Annotated in this window: 18 protein-coding genes and 1 pseudogene; 4 read left to right on the forward strand and 15 right to left on the reverse strand. The window is 64.3% G+C overall.

The annotated features are described in order from the left end of the window. Nucleotides 1–44: 44 nt before the first annotated feature. Nucleotides 45–1,250, reverse strand: a pseudogene (locus ACP153_RS13240) (type III PLP-dependent enzyme); the annotation flags it as partial. A 413-nt stretch (nucleotides 1,251–1,663) separates the two neighbouring features. After that, nucleotides 1,664–2,650, reverse strand: coding sequence for an ABC transporter substrate-binding protein (locus ACP153_RS13245; protein ID WP_424971482.1), 987 nt, complete (start codon nucleotides 2,648–2,650; stop codon nucleotides 1,664–1,666). A gap of 247 nt (nucleotides 2,651–2,897) precedes the next feature. Here ACP153_RS13245 and ACP153_RS13250 point away from each other — a divergent pair, with 247 nt between their 5' ends. After that, on the forward strand, nucleotides 2,898–3,518 hold the full coding sequence (locus tag ACP153_RS13250) for a VPLPA-CTERM sorting domain-containing protein (RefSeq protein ID WP_424971483.1): 621 nt from the start codon (nucleotides 2,898–2,900) through the stop codon (nucleotides 3,516–3,518). A gap of 61 nt (nucleotides 3,519–3,579) precedes the next feature. Here ACP153_RS13250 and ACP153_RS13255 read toward each other — a convergent pair whose 3' ends face one another. From ACP153_RS13255 to ACP153_RS13295, 9 genes are all read right to left on the reverse strand, one after another. Then, complete coding sequence (locus ACP153_RS13255) at nucleotides 3,580–4,479, reverse strand: ABC transporter permease (RefSeq protein WP_424971484.1); 900 nt, start codon at nucleotides 4,477–4,479, stop codon at nucleotides 3,580–3,582. Then, entirely contained in the window at nucleotides 4,476–5,393 is a 918-nt protein-coding gene (locus ACP153_RS13260; protein WP_424971485.1) for an ABC transporter permease, read from the reverse strand. Before ACP153_RS13260 ends, ACP153_RS13255 begins: the two co-directional genes overlap by 4 nt. A gap of 195 nt (nucleotides 5,394–5,588) precedes the next feature. Further along, a complete protein-coding gene (locus ACP153_RS13265) occupies nucleotides 5,589–6,356 on the reverse strand; it encodes an ABC transporter ATP-binding protein (RefSeq protein ID WP_424971797.1) in 768 nt (255 codons plus the stop codon). A gap of 233 nt (nucleotides 6,357–6,589) precedes the next feature. Then, entirely contained in the window at nucleotides 6,590–8,041 is a 1,452-nt protein-coding gene (gene hydA, locus ACP153_RS13270; protein WP_424971486.1) for a dihydropyrimidinase, read from the reverse strand. Between the two features lie 66 nt (nucleotides 8,042–8,107). Continuing rightward, on the reverse strand, nucleotides 8,108–8,851 hold the full coding sequence (locus tag ACP153_RS13275; RefSeq protein ID WP_424971487.1) for a class II aldolase/adducin family protein: 744 nt from the start codon (nucleotides 8,849–8,851) through the stop codon (nucleotides 8,108–8,110). Between the two features lie 36 nt (nucleotides 8,852–8,887). Further along, nucleotides 8,888–9,139: a hypothetical protein gene (locus ACP153_RS13280; protein ID WP_424971488.1), complete on the reverse strand. Its 252-nt coding sequence runs from the start codon at nucleotides 9,137–9,139 to the stop codon at nucleotides 8,888–8,890. Continuing rightward, entirely contained in the window at nucleotides 9,136–10,410 is a 1,275-nt protein-coding gene (locus ACP153_RS13285) for a Zn-dependent hydrolase (RefSeq protein ID WP_424971489.1), read from the reverse strand. The genes ACP153_RS13280 and ACP153_RS13285 overlap by 4 nt, the downstream gene beginning before the upstream one ends. A 15-nt stretch (nucleotides 10,411–10,425) precedes the next feature. Beyond that, the gene (locus tag ACP153_RS13290; RefSeq protein WP_424971490.1) at nucleotides 10,426–10,782 is read right to left on the reverse strand and encodes an ACT domain-containing protein; all 357 of its coding nucleotides are present in this window, start codon (nucleotides 10,780–10,782) and stop codon (nucleotides 10,426–10,428) included. 28 nt (nucleotides 10,783–10,810) lie between these two features. Continuing rightward, complete coding sequence (locus ACP153_RS13295; RefSeq protein WP_424971491.1) at nucleotides 10,811–12,136, reverse strand: aspartate aminotransferase family protein; 1,326 nt, start codon at nucleotides 12,134–12,136, stop codon at nucleotides 10,811–10,813. 221 nt (nucleotides 12,137–12,357) lie between these two features. Here ACP153_RS13295 and ACP153_RS13300 point away from each other — a divergent pair, with 221 nt between their 5' ends. Further along, nucleotides 12,358–13,038 (forward strand): TetR family transcriptional regulator C-terminal domain-containing protein, encoded by a 681-nt coding sequence (locus tag ACP153_RS13300; protein ID WP_424971492.1) that lies wholly within the window; start codon nucleotides 12,358–12,360, stop codon nucleotides 13,036–13,038. A 121-nt stretch (nucleotides 13,039–13,159) separates the two neighbouring features. Then, nucleotides 13,160–13,516, forward strand: coding sequence for a hypothetical protein (locus tag ACP153_RS13305; RefSeq protein WP_424971493.1), 357 nt, complete (start codon nucleotides 13,160–13,162; stop codon nucleotides 13,514–13,516). Between the two features lie 16 nt (nucleotides 13,517–13,532). On the opposite strand, the gene preA is transcribed toward ACP153_RS13305, so the two are convergent. The 3 genes from preA to ACP153_RS13320 all read right to left on the reverse strand — a co-directional run bounded on the left by preA (nucleotide 13,533) and on the right by ACP153_RS13320 (nucleotide 17,779). After that, entirely contained in the window at nucleotides 13,533–14,831 is a 1,299-nt protein-coding gene (gene preA, locus ACP153_RS13310) for an NAD-dependent dihydropyrimidine dehydrogenase subunit PreA (protein WP_424971494.1), read from the reverse strand. A 34-nt stretch (nucleotides 14,832–14,865) separates the two neighbouring features. Then, nucleotides 14,866–16,200 (reverse strand): NAD(P)-dependent oxidoreductase, encoded by a 1,335-nt coding sequence (locus ACP153_RS13315; protein ID WP_424971495.1) that lies wholly within the window; start codon nucleotides 16,198–16,200, stop codon nucleotides 14,866–14,868. Nucleotides 16,201–16,372: 172 nt separating this feature from the next. Next, nucleotides 16,373–17,779 carry an FAD-binding oxidoreductase gene (locus tag ACP153_RS13320; protein WP_424971496.1) on the reverse strand — a complete coding sequence of 469 codons (1,407 nt, stop codon included), beginning with the start codon at nucleotides 17,777–17,779 and terminating at the stop codon, nucleotides 16,373–16,375. Between the two features lie 63 nt (nucleotides 17,780–17,842). Between ACP153_RS13320 and ACP153_RS13325 the strand changes: the two genes are divergently transcribed. Next, complete coding sequence (locus ACP153_RS13325) at nucleotides 17,843–18,931, forward strand: ester cyclase (protein ID WP_424971497.1); 1,089 nt, start codon at nucleotides 17,843–17,845, stop codon at nucleotides 18,929–18,931. Here the strand turns inward: ACP153_RS13325 and ACP153_RS13330 are convergent. Continuing rightward, a complete protein-coding gene (locus ACP153_RS13330; RefSeq protein WP_424971498.1) occupies nucleotides 18,920–19,297 on the reverse strand; it encodes a Zn-ribbon domain-containing OB-fold protein in 378 nt (125 codons plus the stop codon). The two genes, ACP153_RS13325 and ACP153_RS13330, sit on opposite strands and share 12 nt — an antisense overlap. Nucleotides 19,298–19,431 lie beyond the last annotated feature (134 nt).

Below are 19,431 nucleotides of genomic sequence, written 5' to 3' on the forward strand. Positions count from 1 at the left end.
GTCCGCGGCGCCCCCCAGCGGGGGGGGCCCCGCGCACCCCCACCCAAAACCAACACAAAAAGCGGCGGGGACCCCAGGAACCCCACGCTGGAATAGGTGGTCGTATAGGCGCCCGTCGCCTTGATCAGCACCCGGTCCCCGGAAGCCAGCGCCAGCGGCAGATGCATCGGGCGCTTCTCATAGAGCACGTCGGCACTGTCGCAGGACGGACCGGCGACGATGCAGGGCCCAAGCTCGCCCCCATCATGGGGCGTCTCGAACTGATAGCGGATCGCCTCCTCTATGGTCTCCGCCAGTCCCGAGAACTTCCCGATGTCGAGATAGACCCAGCGGCAGAGATCATCCTCGGATTTCCGCGACACGAGCAAGACCTCGGCCACGATCATTCCGGCTTCGGCCACCAGCCCACGCCCGGGCTCGGCCATCACCGTCGCAGCACCAAACCGCGCCTGAACCAATGCCGCCACCCGCGCAGCATAGGTCTCGGCCTCGAGCACCGGATCGCCATAGAAGGCCGGGAACCCACCACCGATATTGATCAACGTCAGGTCATGGCCCTGCGCCCGGCCCGCATGCCAGATCTCGGCCATGGCATCGAGCGTCTCCGCCCACATGCCCGGATCCCGGGTCTGGGAGCCCACATGGAAGCTGAGCCCAACGGGCCGCAGCCCGAGATAGGCCGCCCGATCCATGAGACGCAGGGCCATCTCCGGGGCGCAGCCGAACTTGCGCGAGAGCGGCCAGTCCGCCCCGGTCGCCCCGACAAGCACGCGCAGGAACACCCGCGCGCCCGGCGCGTGTGCAGCGATCTTGTCGAGCTCGGCCTCCGCATCCGCCGCGAAGAGATCAATCCCATGGGCATGGGCATAGGCGATGTCCGACACCCGCTTGATCGTGTTCCCGAAGGAGATCTTTTCCGGCGACGCGCCCGCGGCCAGCGCCATCTCGATCTCGCCGCGCGATGCCGCATCGAACCCGCAACCCTCGGCCGCCAGTGCGCGCAACACTTCCGGCGCCGGGTTGGCCTTCATCGCATAATGGATCAGCGTGCCCTGCCCCAACCCGCGCGCCAGAGCGTGGTACTTGGCCACCACCGCGCCGCAATCCAGCACCAGCGTCGGGCGATCGAACACGCGCCCATCGATAAACGCGCGCAGGCGATCTTCGACGGCATCAGAAGCGAGAGAAACAGGCGCAATGGGCGCCACACGGGCGAGCCCGGTTACGTAAGCGTTCATGGTCATCTCCATCAGACCCGGGCCCTTGCGGTCCCGACCAGTACCAAAGAAGACGTTACCGTCGCTACATAACCCATTTGGATCCGCTTGGATCCGCCCCGGCAGAGGCGCGTGCGTTGGCGTCAATACGGGCGCATATGGAACCATTGCTGAGTCGGATCAATAGTTTTCTGAAGCGCCGCGAGCATTTTTTTGCCCTCGCGCCAGCCTGCCGAGCGGCCCCAACAGATCCGCATCAGACCAGCTCGGACCAAGACGCGTCGCGCCCCATAAACTGACAGGCAATTGGCGCGCAAATCGAGGCGGTCGAGACCGTTCGTTTGGTCCCGGGCGACGAAAACAAGCCCCGCCCTCTAGCCAAGTCACAAAAAAAATCCCCGCAACCTGTCTTGGGCTGCGAGGATCAAATTCAGCTTTGCGCAGGCTCAGTTCAGCGCCGCATCCGTGATGGCGTGAGTCCAGGCGCCCTCAGGCTCCTTGGTGATCACCGGGTCAGAGCCGCCGCCCAGCAGGGTCGCCACCGTGCGGTCGAAATCCGCCGGATCCAGCGTCCCGTTGGAGCCCGCGGTCAGCTTGGCGATCTCGCCCATCATCCGCTTCTGGTGGGTTTCGGTCTGGGCTCCGGTCGCGTCATTGTCGAGCACGATCTCGGCGGCTTCATCCGGGTTCGCCTCGGCGTATTTCCAGCCCTTCATGGAGGCGCGCACGAAGCGGACCATTTTGTCCACGAAAGCCGGATCCGAGAGGTTCTCCTCCAGCGCGTAGATCCCGTCTTCGAGAGTGGCCACGCCCTGCTCTTCGTATTTAAAGGTCACCAGTTCCTCCGGGCTGACCCCGGCGTCGATCACCTGCCAATACTCGTTATAGGTCATGGTCGAGATGCAATCGGCCTGACGCTGGAGCAGCGGATCCACATTGAAGCCCTGCTTGAGCACCGTGATGCCCTCATCCCCGCCATCGGTGGGGATGCCCAGCTGGCTCATCCAGCTCAGGAACGGGTATTCATTGCCGAAGAACCAAACGCCGATGGTTTTGCCTTTGAAGTCCTCAGGGCCGGTGATCCCGGTATCCTTCCAGCAGGTCAGCATCAGGCCCGAGCTCTTGAACGGCTGGGCGATGTTCACCACCGGCAAACCCTTTTCCCGCGCCGCGAGCGCGGACGGCATCCAGTTTAGCATCACATCGGCGCCACCGCCCGCGAGCACCTGGGGCGGCGCGATGTCAGGACCACCCGGCAGGATCGTCACGTCGAGATCCTCTTCCTCGTAGAACCCCTTGTCGAGCGCCACGTAATAGCCCGCGAATTGGGCCTGCGTGACCCATTGCAGCTGCAGCTTCACCTCATCCGCAGCCTGAGCCGCCGAAGCTCCAAACATGGCCGCCATGCCCGCACCGATCAATGCCGTCTTCATACAAGTCTCCCGTCGTGATTCGTGTTCCCTGGCCACGTATTCCCGTGTGCCCATTGATATTTTGACCAATGTGTCAGGAAACACCAGCAAGCGCTGCGGCCATCGGGAAAAAACATCGCGTTTCAAAGGTGATCTCGGGGAAACGGTCTCAATCTGAGCAGAACTCAGCCAGTCCCTCGGGAACTATCTTCGCAACCGCCAAAATGTGTTACCATAGGGTTAATTGTTCTTATGGGAGTACATGAACATGTTGCGTCGCGTTTCGGCCCTCGCCTTTGCTGCTTTGACGGCCTCGGCTTTTTCCGCTCAGGCCGCTCCAATTGATTTGTCCTCGCTGATAGACACCTCCGGCAATCCGGTCTCGGTGCCCGAGCTGTCCATTTCGACACCCGAGGTTGCCGCCACCATTTTCGTCGGCGGCGCGCCTGTCTTTGGCGTGCAGGAAGTCGTGTTCTGCGCATTCGACGGCACGACCTGCGCCAATGATCTGATCCTGACCTTTGCGACCCCCTCGACGGATGTGAGCTTTTCGGTCGGCGACGCGCTGCCGGTCGGGGCCGTGGATACCATCCAGGTTTCAGCCTTTGATGCCATGAGCAATCTGCTCGGGACCGTGGATGTGGATTCGGGCGATCTTGCCGCAGGTGGCGCGGACGCGAATGGCATCTCGCAATTCACCGTTGATCTGAGCGCCTTTGGCACCATCGCAAGTGTCGAGATCGATGATCTGAACACCGCGGCAACGGGTGGGTTCTTCTACTACGACGTCAATGCGTCGCCGATCCCCCTGCCTGCGGCCTTGCCGCTGCTGGCGCTGGGTCTCGGCGCGCTGGGTGCTGCCAAGCGCCGGAAGCGCAAAGCGGCCTGAAGCTCGTAAGTCTCTGGAAAATGCGCGGGCGGCCCCTCGGGACCGCCCGTTTTCTTTTGGCCTAGCGCCGCATGGAGGGGTGCCAGAAGGTCACCCGCCGCTCGATCAGCGCCACCGTCCCGTAGAACGCCGATCCGGCCAGGGCCGCCACGGTGATCTCGGCCCAAACCATGTCGAGGGCGAGCTGCCCCACACTGGTGGAGATGCGGAAGCCCATGCCGCGGATCGGGGAGCCAAAGAACTCCGCCACAATCGCGCCGATCAGCGCGAGCGTCGTGGCGATCTTGAGCCCGTTGAAGATAAACGGCATCGCCGCGGGCAAGCGCAGGAAGATCAGGCTCTGCCAGTGACTGGCCGCATAGGTGTGCATCAGGTCGCGCTGCATCCGGTCCGCGCTGCGCAAGCCTTCTACGGTGTTCACGAGGATCGGGAAGAAGACCATCACCACAACCACGGCGGCCTTGGACTGCCAGTCAAAGCCGAACCACATCACGAGGATCGGCGCCGTGCCGATGATGGGAAGCGCGGCCATGAAATTCCCCACGGGCAGCAACCCGCGACGCAGGAACCCATAGCGATCCACCAGAAGCGCCACGGCGAAGGCCGCAAGCGCCCCCATCGCATAGCCTGAGAGCGCGCCCTTGACGAAGGTCTGGACGAAATCCTCCCACAGGATCGGCAGGCTCGTGGCGATCCGCGCCCCGATGGCCGAAGGCGGCGGCAGGATGACCCCGGGCACCGCATAGAGCCGCACGGTCGCCTCCCAAAGCGCGAGGATGGTCAGCCCAAAGACAACGGGCACCGCGGCGCGGACCGCAGGTGCCGCGCTGCGCGAGAGCCAGACATTGAGCGCCCAGGCCGCCGCCCAAAGCGCCAGGACCAGACCCAGGCGAAGATCCAGCACCGCCGCCAGAAGCGGCACCGCCAGAAAGGCGCCATAGCTGCGCAGCGCCCCGGTCATTGGCTCAGCCCCATGCGCGAGAGGGTCACCCGCTGGATCACCCCGATCAGCCCGACCAGCAGCGCCGCGAGGATCGCCGCCCCGAAAAGCGCGGACCAGATCTGGATCGTCTGGCCGTAATAGCTCCCCGCGAGCAGCCGCGCTCCCAGCCCGGCCACCGCACCCGTGGGCAGCTCACCGACGATGGCGCCGACAAGGCTCGCAGCTACGGCGACCTTGAGCGAGGTGAAGAGGTAAGGCAGCGAGGCCGGCAGGCGCAGCACCCAAAGGCTTTGCGCCGGGCTGGCGTTATAGGTGCGCAACAGGTCCGTCTGCATGGCATCAGGGCTGCGCAGCCCCTTCACCATGCCGACCACCACAGGGAAAAAGCTGAGATAAGCCGAGATCATCGCCTTGGGCAGCAGCCCCTGCACGCCCACTGAGTTCAGCACCACAATGATCATCGGCGCGATGGCGAGGATCGGGATGGTCTGAGACGCAATCGCCCAGGGCATCACGCTGAGATCCATCGCGCGGTTATAAAGGATCCCGATGGCGAGCAGCACGCCCGCCGCCGAGCCGATCAGAAACCCGAGCATCGTGGCGCTCAGGGTCACCCAGCCATGGAAGACAAGGCTGCGCTTGGAGGTGATCTTCTTCTCGACCGTGGTCTCCCAAAGCTCGATGGCCACCTGATGGGGCGCGGGCAGCCGGGGCCGATCCTGTGCCCAGGTCGCCGGGATCGCGAAGCTGTTGGTCGCCACCAGCACGAGCGCGCTCATATCCCGCCGCGCGGCGGGGGTTTCCGGCGTGACCACCGCCCCGGCCCGCTCCGCCTCGACCAGCACGCCCTTGATGTTCATGGGCACGGCAGCCGCATACCAGATCGCAACCAGGGCCGCGATCACCGTGAGAACCGGCAGGATCAGACGCATGACGGTCTCTCCTTCATTGTTCCGCAAATACTCACGACGCAACGCCAGCCCCTCGCGCAGGTTTTTGAGTATTTTAGGAACAATGAAACCAATCTGCGGTTCTCTGGAGCCACGGTACAGGCTGGAGAGCCGATGACCGTGAACGATGAGGGTCGCTTGCCGCTTGGCTGGGGCAAGCGGCTCATCCTGTTGATCTCACTCATCGATATGCCCCGCCCGCAACCCGTCGCGCACCCGATGTGCGATCTCGATGAACTCGGGCGTATCGCGAATCTCCAGCGGGCGTTCTTTGGGCAGCGGGCTGTCGATCACATCGGTGATCCGGCCCGGGCGCGGCGACATCACCACGATCTTGGTGCTGAGATAGACCGCTTCAGGGATCGAATGGGTGACAAAGCCGATCGTCTTCTCGGTCCGCTGCCAGAGCGCCAGAAGCTGCTCGTTCAGATGGTCCCGAACGATCTCGTCCAAAGCGCCAAAAGGCTCATCCATCAGCAGGATATCCGCATCAAAGGCCAGCGCCCGGGCGATCGAGGCGCGCTGTTGCATGCCCCCAGAGAGTTGCCAGGGGAACTTCTTGGCGAACCCGGACAGGTCCACGAGCTCCAGCACCCGCGCCACACGCTCGGCCTGCTCAGATTTGGGATAGCCCATGATCTCCAGCGGCAGAGATACATTCCGCGCGATGGTCCGCCACGGGTAAAGCCCCGCCGCCTGGAACACATAGCCATAGGCCCGCGCCTGCCGCGCCTCATCCGGGCTCATCCCGTTCACGGTGAGCGTGCCGGAGGTGGGATGCTCCAACCCCGCAACGGCCCGCAGGAAGGTGGTCTTGCCACAACCCGAAGGGCCGATGAAGGACACGAATTCGCCCTTCTCGATCTCAAGGTTGACGCCCGACAGGGCGTGCACCGGACCGTCATTGGTCTCGAATACGAGATCCACATCCCGCGCCGAGATCACCGCCTCGCGGGTCTGCGCCGCGCGCGCAGCGGGCGGCGCCTCCGCCTCTGGCTCGGGTACCGCGGCAGAGGCGGGCGCCTCGTAGCGCCAGCTGCCCTTCCGCGCGGCTAGTTCCGCTTCTCCGGCCAAAGGGGTTGAGGGGGTCACCTTGGGTGGCACGGGCTGGGCACTCTTCGTCTCTTCGGGCTCATGATCGAACCCGTCAATTTCGTCGCGACTGAGCATGGGGTGCGCTAGACCCCGCTTGCCGGAATGCCGGTGCGTTCGACCTTGCGGGGCGCCGTGAGCTCCTTCCAAGTGCTGAGTGCTTTGGCAACGGGAGTGACGGGCGGGCGCTCGACGAACTTGCCGTGACCCTCTTGCGTCTTCACCTCCCCATCCATCACGGCAACCTGGCCGCGGGTCAGCGTATAGCGTGGCAGGCCCTTGACATGCTTGCCCTCAAACACGTTGTAGTCGATGGCCGATTGCTGGGTCTCGGCGGTGATCGTCTTCTCTTTCTCCGGATCCCAGACCACGATATCCGCGTCCGCCCCCACAAGGATTGCGCCCTTTGTCGGGTAGCAATTCAGGATCTTCGCGATATTGGTCGAGGTCACCGCGACAAACTCGTTCGGCGTCAGCCGCCCGGTCGCCACACCTTCGGTCCAGAGCATGGGCATCCGATCCTCGAGCCCGCCAGTCCCGTTGGGGATCTGGGTGAAATCGCCCACCCCATTGCGCTTTTGCGCGGTGGTGAAGGCGCAGTGATCCGTGGCCACCACCGAGAGCGAGCCCGATTGCAGCCCGGCCCAGAGGCTGTCTTGATGCTTCTGATCCCGGAAGGGCGGCGACATCACACGGCGCGCAGCGTGGTCCCAATCGGGATGGGCATATTCGCTCTCGTCCAGGGTCAGGTGCTGGATCAGCGGCTCACCATAGACGCGCTTACCTTGCATCCGCGCCCGGCGGATCGCCTCATGGGCCTCCTCGCAGGAGGTGTGGACGATATAGACGGGCACACCGGCCATATCAGCGATCATGATCGCGCGGTTCGTAGCCTCGCCCTCCACCGCAGGGGGGCGGGAATAGGCATGGGCCTCGGGGCCGTTATTGCCCTCGGCCATAAGCTTGGCCTGCAGATCGGCAACGATATCGCCATTCTCCGCATGAACGAGCGGCAGCGCGCCCAACTCGGCACAACGCCGGAACGACGCGAACATCTCGTCATCATTCACCATCAACGCGCCCTTATAGGCCATGAAATGCTTGAAGGTGTTGATGCCGCGCTGGGTCACCGCATCCATCTCGTTGAAGACCTGCTCCCCCCACCAGGTGATCGCCATATGGAAGGAGTAATCGCAATTGGCGCGGGTCGACTTGTTGTCCCACATCTGGATCGCGTCGAGCAGCCCCTGCCCCGGGCTGGGCAGCGCGAAATCCACCACCATGGTCGTGCCCCCCGAGAGGGCCGCGCGCGTGCCGCTCTCGAAATCATCGGAGGAATAGGTGCCCATGAAGGGCATCTCCAGATGGGTATGCGGGTCGATCCCGCCGGGCATGACATAGCAGCCTGTCGCGTCGAGCTCGGTATCGCCGGAAAGCCCCTGCCCGATCTCGACGATCTTGCCGCCCTCGACCAGCACATCGGCCGCATAGGTCAGGTCGGCTGTGACCACTGTTCCGTTCTTGATGACTGTCGACATAGGCTCTCTCCGTCTCGGGTCTGCGGCCGGGGCCTTGCGCGGGGCAAGGCCGGGCCTTGGCTCGTGTTAGTCTTTGTAATCCGGCGCATCCCTTTCGAGGAGGCGCTTCATCTCGGCAAAATGGGCGAGTTCGGCTTGTTTATAGGTCTGCCACTCGGCGGCGGTGGCCTCGGCCAGCGCGTCTGGCAGGATGGCGAGCGACTGGCCCGTGGAATAGGCCAGCACGAGGGTTCGTGCGGCACGTTCCAGGTGATAAAGCGCGTCCCAAGCCTCGGCCACGGTGGCACCAAAGGTCGTCACCCCGTGGTTCTGCATCATCACCGCCTGATGGGTGCCGACGGAGCGGGCGATCCGCGCGCCCTCCTCCGCCTCCGACGCGATGCCGCCAAAGGACAGGTCATAGGCGATGCGTTTGTACCAGCGCGCGGTGACCTGATCGATGGGATGGATCGTCGGATCCTTGAGCGCGGCCAGCGCCGTGGCATGGGGCGGATGCAGATGCAGCGCGACCCGCGCCTGAGGCACCTCGCGATGCAGCGCGGAATGGATCGACCAGGCCGACGGGTCCGGCGCATCCGCGCGGTCCATCGTGGTCGCATCCTCGGCATCGCACAGGACCAGGTCCGAGGCACGCACCCGGCTCCAATGCATCCAGCGCGGATTGATCAGAAACCGCTTCCCATCCGCCGAAACCGCCGCCGAGAAATGGTTCGCCACGCCCTCATGCCAGCCCTCGCGACAGGACAGGCGCAGGGCCGCGGCCAGATCGATCCGCAGCTGCGTTTCATCCATTGTCTCAAGGGCGGTCATGGCATGGCTCCTCGCTGTGACTCTGCCGGGATGGCGCTACGGATCGCAGATCAACTGCTGATCCGCATCCATGAGCGGTGCGCCGGTTTGCGGCTCGGTCGCCTCGATGGCGATGCCGTAGCAGCCATTCTTGTCCCGAATGAGCAGCGAGGCTGGCACGCCGTCGGGCAAGGCCGCGAGCGCGCGGGGCGAGATATCCTCCAAGAGCGGCACACCCGCCTCATCGGTCAGGGGCTCGCAGGCCGCGAGGCCAAGGGAAAGCGCGCCGAAGGCGGCAAACCGCGTCATGCCACGATCTCCGCCGTCTCGACCACCGCATGGAAAAGCACATTCGTCCCCGCCGTGGCCCATTCCGGGCTGATCTCTTCGGCCTCGTTGTGGCTGAGCCCGTCCACACAGGGGCACATCACCATGGCGGTCGGGTAAAGATCGTTGATCCAGCAGGCGTCATGCCCCGCGCCGGAGACGATATCCATATGGGAATACCCGAGCCGCTCCGCCGCGCTGCGCACCGCCGTCACGCAGCCCTCGTCGAACGCAGGCGGATCGAACTGACCGACAATTTCCGAAGAGAACTCGACGCCGATTTCCTCGCAAAGCTTCGGCGCCTTCTCGTTGAACTCGGCGACCATGCCATTGAGCTTGTCCAGCAGATGGGTCCGCATATCCACGGTGAAGACGACCTTGCCCGGGATGATGTTGCGCGAGTTCGGATAGACGTCGATATGGCCGATCGCGCCCACGGCATTGGGCTGGTTCTTCATGGCGATCTCATGAACGAGCTCGGTGATCCGCGCGAGGCCGCGCCCGGCATTGCGGCGCATATGCATGGGGGTGGAGCCCGTGTGGCTTTCCTTCCCGGTCACGGTGCATTCGATCCAGCGCAGGCCCTGGCCATGGGTGACCACGCCGATCTCCTTGTTCTCGGCCTCGAGGATCGGGCCCTGCTCGATATGCAGCTCGAAGAACGCGTGCATCTTGCGGTCGCCCACGGGCTCATCCCCGACCCAGCCGATCCGCTTGAGCTCATCGCCAAAGCGCTTGCCCTCGGCATCGACGCGGTCATAGGCCCAGTCCTGCGTATGCTTGCCCGCGAACACGCCCGAGGCGAGCATGGCAGGGGCGTAGCGCGTCCCCTCCTCATTCGTCCAGTTGGTGACCACGATGGGATGCTTGGTTTTGATCCCCAGATCGTTGAGCGAGCGGATGATCTCCAACCCGCCGAGCACGCCCAGAACCCCATCGTACTTGCCGCCCGTGGGCTGGGTATCGAGATGGGAGCCTACATAGACCGGCAGCGCATCCGGGTCCGTCCCCTCGCGCCGGGCGAACATGTTGCCCATCGTATCCACGCCCATGGTGCAGCCCGCCGCCTCGCACCAGCGCTGGAACAGGGCGCGGCCCTCGGCATCCTCATCCGTGAGGGTCTGGCGGTTATTGCCGCCCGCGATCCCCGGGCCGATCTTGGCCATCTCCATCAGGCTGTCCCAGAGACGGCTGCCGTCGATCTTGAGGTTCTCTCCGGGGGCTGCGCTGGCGGCGTCTGTGTCGGCGGGCATCGCTCTCTCCTGGTCTTAGGTCTGGTCTTCGCCCGCGCTGAGCCGCTGCAGGATCTGCAGCGCGCGCGGGGCGTCCGCCTCGGGGACGAATACGTGATCATGGTGCAAAGCGGCCACCATGTTGCAAGGGATATTTGCGGCAGCGAGCGCCTTCGACACAGCCGCCGTCAGACCCACGCCATCCAGCGCCGAATGCACATCGAGGGTGATCTGGCGCATGGCGTCGGGGGTGCCCGCGGGGACAGGCCGGATGACCGAGACACCCTCCTCCTCCCGGAACCAGCAGAGCGCGTCCGCCGCGATCGCAGAGGCGGTCGCGGCCTCGAAGCCGAACACCCCGTCACACAGGCGCGGCGCCATCTGGCGCACCATTTCTGCTCCGTCGCGGACCACCACCCCGTCAGTCCAGCGCCATGAGGACATCGCGCAGGGTCTCGACCAGCTGGTCGATCTGCGGCTTCTCGATGATCAGGGGCGGCGACATGGCGATGATATCCCCCGTGGTGCGGATCAGGATCCCCTTCTCATAGGCATCGAGAAACGCCTGAAAGGCGCGCTTGGTCGGCGCGCCGGCAATCGGTTCGAGCTCTACCGCGCCGATCAGTCCGAGATTGCGGATATCGATCACGTGACGCGCATCGCGCAGGGAGTGCAGCGCCTCCTGCCAATAGGGCTCCAGCTCCAGCGCACGTTCAAAGAGCCCGTCCTCGCGATAGGTCTCCAGCGTGGCCAGCCCCGCCGCCGCGGCCATCGGGTTGCCGGAATAGGTATAACCGTGGAAGAGCTCGATCAGGTTCTCCGGCCCCTGCATGAACGCATCATGGATATGGCTGGCACAGAGCACCGCGCCCATGGGGATCACGCCATTGGTCAACCCCTTGGCGCAGGTGATCAAGTCCGGTGTGACCCCGAACCGTTGCGCGCCAAAGGCGGCGCCAACACGGCCAAACCCGGTGATCACCTCGTCGAAAATCAACAAGATTCCATGATCTTGCGTGATCTTTCTCAATCTCTCCAGATACCCTTTGGGCGGCAAGAGAACACCGGTTGATCCCGCCATGGGCTCGACAATGACGGCAGCCACCGTTTCGGGCCCATGGAGGGCAATGATCCGCTCCAACTCATCGGCCAGATGCGCCCCATGCTCCGGCATGCCTTTGGACCACTGGTTTTCAGGGATGTGCGTGTGGGGAAGGTGATCAACTCCGGCCAGCAACGTCCCGAAATGCTTGCGGTTATTGACGATCCCCCCGACGGAGATCCCGCCAAAGTTAACTCCGTGATAACCCCGTTCGCGCCCGATCAGCCGCGTTCGTCCGGCCTCGCCCCGCGCGCGATGATAGGCAATGGCAATTTTCAATGCCGATTCAACGGCCTCCGAACCGGAATTGGTGTAGAATACATGATCCATTCCCTCTGGCGCGATCTCGACCAGACGGTTGGCCAGCTCAAACGCTTTGGGATGCCCCATCTGGAACGCAGGCGCGTAATCGAGCTCTGCCGCCTGAGCCTGGATCGCCTCAACGATCTTCGGCCGCTTATGGCCCGCATTGCAGCACCAGAGCCCCGCCGTGCCATCCAGCACCTGCCGCCCCTCCGCGGTGGTGTAGTGCATGCCCTCAGCCGCGACAAACATGCGCGGGTTCGATTTGAACTGCCGGTTCGCCGTGAACGGCATCCAGAACGCGCTCAGATCGTTTGGACGGGACTTTGAATCCAGGGCCATGGCAGTCTCCTCTCAGGGCGCTTCAACAGTTTGACCAAATGGTCCATTTCACGCTATCAAAGCGCGGGAGCCAGTCAAGCATAGCCCGCCCCCAGCATCCCGCACTTCGCCGATCCGCACATCTCCTCAGCGTTTCGCTTGTGAATCGAGCGCGCTTAACGTGTAGTGATCATACGCCATCTCGTGTTTCAGCTGCGCTCTATTTCAAGAAAGCCCTTTCGATGTCCCGCGTTCCGTCCTCAGCCGCTCCCGACCGCCCGCCTGTCCGTCAGACCCGAATCCAGAAGGCCAAGCGCGAGGCGATCCTCGATGCTGCCCTCGACGTGTTCTCGCAGCACGGGTTTCGCGGCGCGACACTCGACATGATCGCAACGCGCGCGGGGCTCTCAAAGCCGAATGTGCTGTATTATTTTGCGGGGAAAGAGGCGATCTATACACAGGTCCTGTCCCAGATCCTCGAGACCTGGCTCGACCCGTTGATCAGCATGGATGAGGGCGGCGACCCCCTGCAGGAGTTGCGCGCCTATGTGGGACGAAAACTTGAGATGGCACGTGAATTTCCCCGTGAAAGCCGTTTATTTGCAACGGAAATTTTGCAAGGTGCGCCAGAGATCGAGGGGTTGCTGAGCGGTGAGTTGCGCCGCCTTGTGGATGAGAAGGCGAAGGTCATTGCCGAGTGGAGTGCCGCGGGCAAGATCGCCGATGTTCATCCCAAGCATCTGATCTTTTCGATCTGGGCCACGACCCAGCATTACGCGGATTTCCGCACCCAGATCGACATGGTGCTCGGGACCGGCGAGGACCCCTTCCCGGATGCCGCAGCCTTTCTCGACCACATGTTTGCGCGACTTCTTGCCCCAGATGTCGCAGCCAATTCCGGCTCAGAGACCGGCCCGCCTTAAGACCCCGGTAAGACTTCAGTGCTAATCATGATCTCGGTGGGCGGCGTTATGAACCGCGAGGCGTGTCATGAAAATCGAGGGGCACAGACCATATTTCGATACTGGCCCGGGGGTGTCCCCCATGGGTCAGCAGCAATCTCAGCCGCAATCGGGCCAAAGGATCCCGGATGCGGTCGCACGTGTTGCCAAGGCGAGCGGCTCCGCATCGCCCCATAGCCGACAGGCAGGGGAAGCGGCAACGCTCACCGAGCTCAAGCAAAAGGCCGACAAGGACGCCAAGTCCACGGATGTCACCGGTGCGGAGGCACCACGGGATCCTCTGGATGAGGCGCAGGCGCGCAATGCGCTCTCCTACCGCGAGCCGACCCTGCCCAGGCTCAGTGCCGAGGCTCTGGCCACCGCCCTGATGACGGCGGAGCCGGACAAGGCGATGGTGCCGCGTGTGCTTCCGGCGGATATGGCGGCGCAGGACGAATAGTCCTGTCGCCGGTCTGTCACTCTGCCGCCTGCGCGGACGGGTTGTTCGGATGCGTGGTCCAGTTGGCATAGGTCTTCTCGACCACCTTGCCCGTGCGGGGATCTACCTCGCCCGGGGCCATCTCCACCATGCTGATGCAGTCCTCGACCGGGCAGACATTGACGCAGAGATTGCAGGCGACGCATTCCGCGTCGATCACTTCGAACACGCGATCTTCACTCATGGAGATCGCCTGATGTGACGTGTCCTCACAGGCCGCGTAGCAGCGCCCGCATTTGATGCAGGCGTCCTGGTCGATCTTGGCCTTGGCCACGTAGTTCAGGTTGAGATACTGCCAATCGGTCACGTTCGGCGTGGCCCGCCCGACCAGATCTGACAGGGCCATGTCCTTCTCATCGAGATACTGGGACAAGCCCGTGATCATCTCCTGCACCACCTTGAAGCCATAGGTCATGGCCGCAGTGCAGACCTGCACATTGCCCGCACCAAGGGCCAGGAACTCCGCCGCATCGCGCCAGGTCGTCACCCCGCCAATACCGGAGATCGGAAGGCCCGCCGTTTCGGGATCGCGGGCGATCTCGGCCACCATGTTCAGGGCGATCGGCTTGACCGCCGGGCCGCAATAGCCGCCATGGGAGCCCTTGCCATCAATGCTCGGCTCCGGGCTGAAGCTGTCGAGATTGACCGAGGTGATCGAGCTCACGGTGTTGATCAGGCTGACCGCATCCGCGCCCCCCGCCAGCGCCGCGCGCGCCGGGTAGCGGATATCGGTGATGTTCGGGGTCAGCTTGACGATGACCGGCATGCGCGTGTGCTGCTTGCACCAGCGCGCCACCATTTCGATGTATTCGGGCACCTGTCCCACGGCGGAGCCCATGCCCCGCTCGCTCATCCCATGGGGACAGCCGAAATTGAGCTCAATCGCATCCGCGCCGGTGTCCTCGACCAGGGGCAGGATCTTCTTCCAGGGCTCCTCTTCGCAGGGCACCATGAGGCTGACGATCATTGCCCGATCCGGATAGTCGCGCTTGACCTGCTTGATCTCGCGGAGGTTCACCTCCAGCGGGCGATCGGTGATCAGCTCGATATTGTTGAGGCCCAGAAGACGGCGATCCGCCCCCCAGACCGCGCCATAGCGCGGGCCGTTCACATTCACCACATGGGGATCAAAGCCCAGGGTCTTCCACACGACACCGCCCCAACCGGCCTCAAAGGCGCGGCGGACATTGTATTCCTTATCCGTGGGCGGCGCGGAGGCCAGCCAGAACGGGTTGGGCGATTTCACCCCGACAAATTCAGATCGCAGATCAGCCATGTCCAGTCGTCCTTTCTGAAGGCAGAGCCCTCGGTTAGCCCATCAGGCTGGCGTGAATATCTTCGGCGGCGTCGCGCCCCTCGGCCACGGCGGTGACCGTCAGGTCCTCACCGCCCGCCGCGCAATCGCCCCCGGCCCAGACCGATGGCATATCCGTGCGCCCGGTCTCGGAGACGGCGATCTTGCCGCCGGTGATGGTCAACGCCTCGGGCGCCCCTTCCAGGGTTTGGCCAATGGCGCGCAACACCTGATCGGCAGCCACGACTCGGGTCTCACCGGTCTCGCGCAGCCCGTCCGGGCCGCTCTCGGTATAGGCGAACTCGACCCCGACGCAGGCCCCGTTGCCAAGGATCCGCTTGGGTTGCGCGTTATAAAGGATCCGGACGCCCTTGGCCGTGGCCAGCTCTTGCTCAAAAAGGCTCGCGCTCATGGCGGATTTGTCCCGGCGATAGGCGATGGTGACATCCTCGGCCCCGAGAAGCCGCGACTGAACCGCCGCGTCCACCGCAGTCATCCCGCCGCCGATCACTACGACCCGGCGACCCACGGGCACATCCGACTTGGCCTCGGCCTGTCGCAAGGACGCGATGAACTCCACCGCGTCGGCGACATTCTCCTTATCGGCCCCTTCGACGGCGAGCGCGTTCACACCGGCCAAACCAATCCCGAGGAAGACCGCGTCATACTCCGCCGCCAGCTTGGTCAGGTCGAGCTCACGCCCGAGCGCCTGCCCCTGATGCAGGGTGATGCCACCGATCTTGAGCAGCCAGTCGACCTCCGCCTGGGCGAAATCGTTGACCGTCTTGTAGGTCGCGATGCCATACTCGTTGAGCCCGCCGGGCTTGGTGTTGGCATCAAAAAGATCCACCGCGTGCCCCTTCAGCGCGAGGCGATGGGCGCAGGCCAGTCCCGCAGGCCCCGCCCCCAGCACCGCGATGCGCTTGCCGGTCTCCGCCGCGCGGGTATAGGGATGCGCCCCCTGCGCCATCAGCGTATCTGTCGCGTGGCGCTGGAGCCGGCCAATCTCGACCGGTTTGCCTTCGGCGGCCTCACGGACGCAAGCCTCCTCGCAGAGGGTCTCGGTCGGGCAGACCCGGGCGCACATGCCACCCAGAATGTTCTGATCAAAGATCGTCTTGGCCGCCGCCTCGGGCGTATCCGTGGCGATCTGGCGAATGAAAAGCGGGATGTCGATGCTGGTCGGGCACGCCGTGATGCAGGGCGCATCATGGCAGAAATAGCACCGATCCGCCGCGACGCGCGCTTCGTGCACCTCATAGGGCGCATGCAGATCGGTAAAATTCGCCGCGAGCTCGTCTTCGGACAAGCGCGCATTCACGACACCGGGAGTGTGCGGGTTTGCAGTCATGTTGGCTACCTCTGACGCGGGTGACTGAAGAAAACGCTACACGGCGCGAAAATTTTATCAACTGGTAAATTTTTGATGACCGGAGATCGGCGGGGGATCCGGCGCGAAACCGAGCGCATTTGCGCTGCATCTGCCGGGATTTCCGGCGGTTTCTGCATGCCGCGCGCCCGGGTCACGCCTGAAACAGCTTGCCGGGGTTCAGGATATTGTCCGGGTCCATTGCCTGTTTGATCGCCGACATCATGTCCAGCGAGGTCTGGCCGAGCTCGCGCCCGAGATACTTGGCCTTGCCCTGCCCGATCCCATGCTCGCCCGTGCAGGTCCCGCCCAGCGAGATCGCCAGATCGTTCAGCCAGCCCACATAGGCCTCGGCCCGCGCGCGCGCGGCGGGGTCCTCCGGATCGATCAGGAGGGCGACGTGGAAATTCCCGTCCCCCACATGGCCCACGGTGGGCGCGATGAAGCCTTCGGCTTTGGCTTTCTCCGCCGAGGCAGTGACCGCTTCGGCCAGTTTCGAGACCGGCACGCAGACATCTGTCACAAAGACATCCGCCCCAGGGCGCAGGGATTTCATCGCCCAATAGGCGTCATGGCGGGCCTGCCACATGGCGCTGCGGGCCTCGGCATCGGCGGTCCAGTCAAAGGCCAGCGCGCCATGCTCGGCGGCGATCTCGCCAAAGGTCTCGGATTGCTCGGCCACGCCCGCCTCGGAGCCGTGGAACTCCAGCAGGAGAAGCGGCGCTTCGGGCAAGGACAGGCCGGAATAGGCGTTGATCCCCCGGATCGACACCACATCGAGAAACTCGATCCGCGCCACGGGCACACCGTATTGGATGGTCTCGATCACCGCGTTGCAGGCCTCCGCCACGGTGGGAAAGCTGCAAGTCGCGGCCGCCACGGCCTCCGGGATCCCATGGAGGCGCAGGGTCAGCTCGGTGATCACCGCGAGCGTGCCTTCGGAGCCCACGAGCAGGCGTGTGAGGTCATACCCGGCTGAGGTTTTGCGCGCCCGCTGAGCCGTGCGCATGACGCGACCATCGGCGGTCACCGCCTCGACCGCGATCACCGCGTCGCGCATGGTGCCATAGCGCACCGCATTGGTCCCCGAGGCCCGGGTCGCCGCCATCCCTCCGATCGAGGCATCCGCGCCGGGATCGACCGGGAAAAAGAGGCCCGTCGCGCGCAGCTCCTCATTCAGGGCCTTGCGGGTGATGCCGGGTTGCACGACGCAATCCATATCCTCGGGATGCACGGCCAGCACCTTGTTCATCTCCGCAAAATCGAGGGACAGGCCCCCAAGCGGCGCATTCACATGCCCCTCCAGCGAGGTGCCCGTCCCAAAGGGTACGAGCGGCATGCCATATGCCGAGCAGATCCGAAGCACCTCCTGCACCTCCGCGGTCTCGCGCGGAAAGAACACCGCATCGGGGGGCTGGGTTTCGAGCCAAGTGGTGGTGTGGGCATGCTGGGCGCGCAGGGCCGCGCCGGTCTGGACCCGGTCGCCAAATTGTTGGCGCATCACATCAAGGGCCGTGGCGATCCCTTTGGCATTGCGGCGCAAGGGCGTCTGGTCGGTCATCGCATCTCTCCTCCGGGTGCGGCCAGAATGCCCCGCATCCCGGTCGCTTGCAACTGCAGGCAGATGGCGCTTGCGGTCCTCGCCCGCGCGCCGCAAGGTCGCGCCGACATCCCCGATTCCCAAACGATCATGACCCAGTTTCAAACCGCCAAGGCCCGGGCACAGGCCCTTTTCGCAGATCTCGACGCGGCGGGCGCCGCCGGGATGAGCAAAGCGCTCGCCCGCCACGTCGCGCCCGATTGGCACTGGCGCGGGGTGGCGCCGTTCCACGAACAGACCGGCGCGGAAGACGTCAGCGCGGCCTTCTGGACACCATTGGCCGAGGCCATGCCGAACCTGCACCGAAGGCAGGACGTGTTCTTTGCGGGCGAGAGCGATCTGCAGGTCTCTCCGGGCATCTGGGTCTGCTCCATGGGGCATCTGACCGGGCTCTTTGACCGCGACTTTCTCGACATCCCGGCCACTGGGCGGCTGACTTGGCTGCGCTATGCGGAATTTCACAAGGTCGAAGGCGATGTGATCACCGAGAGCGCGACTTTCATCGACATCCTGTCCCTGATGCATCAGGCGGGGGTCTATCCCCTGCCCCCCTCCACCGGTGCCATGGCGATCTATCCCGGCCCGCGCACCCATGACGGGCTGCTCACCGGCCCTCATGATCCGGCCGAGGGCGCGGCGACGCTCAATCTCATCGAGCGGATGGTTGCGGATCTGAGCGCGCTGAACCTGTCGGGCAATGACCGGGCGGGGATCGAGATGCTCCAGAAGACCTGGCATGATGACATGTCCTGGTACGGGCCTTACGGGATCGGCGCGACCCAGACCCTGCCCCGCTATCAGGAGCAGCACACCTTTCCCTTCCGCCTCAGCCTCGGGAACAAGACCTTCAACGGCCATGTGGCCCGGCTGGCCGAGGGGAATTACGGCGCGTTTTTCGGCTGGCCCAACCTGACCAACACCACGAAGGGCGGCTTCCTTGGCCTGCCCGGCTCGGGCTTTCCGGCGGATATGCGCGTGGTGGACGTTTATCGCCGGGAGGGCGACAAGCTGGCGGAGAACTGGGTCTTCATCGACATGCTGCATTACCTGCAGATGCAGGGGCTCGACGTGCTCGAACGCAACCGGCAGCTGCGGCGGATCTCACACCCCTGAGGGCGCGCGGGCGATCAGCGAACCCGCCAGAACCTGGATCTCAACCACGGAGCCCACGGGCGGCACCGCCCCTGCGATCCGCACGGACACCACCGGCCCTTCGCGCAGTTGTACCGCGCCGATGGCGCGCGTGGCCTCCGGGTCATCACCAAAGGCCGCCTCATCGCCGAGCGGAATCGTCCGCTCCAGCGTGCCCAGACAGGCCGAGGCGCGCCATTCCAGCTGCGTCTCGCTACAGCTCTCGCAGCGCGTCGTGGGCGGCGCCCAACTGGTGCCGCAGGCCAGACAGGTCTGGATCATGAGACGCCCTTCGGCCAGCCCGTCATAGAACGGCCGTGCGGGGTCGGACAGAAAATCAAAACTCATGCGTCTCCGAAGCCTCTCTTGGCGGCAAGTTGATCGGATCGCTCCCATGCGCGCCTTCTGGCGACGCATGTCCCGAGTGAAGTGTTAACGCGTGAACAGAGCTCTGGGAAGAATTTATTGCGACTGCAACAAGG

This window comes from Dinoroseobacter sp. S76 (genome assembly GCF_049801095.1).
In the GTDB taxonomy this organism is placed as follows: Bacteria; Pseudomonadota; Alphaproteobacteria; order Rhodobacterales; family Rhodobacteraceae; genus Dinoroseobacter.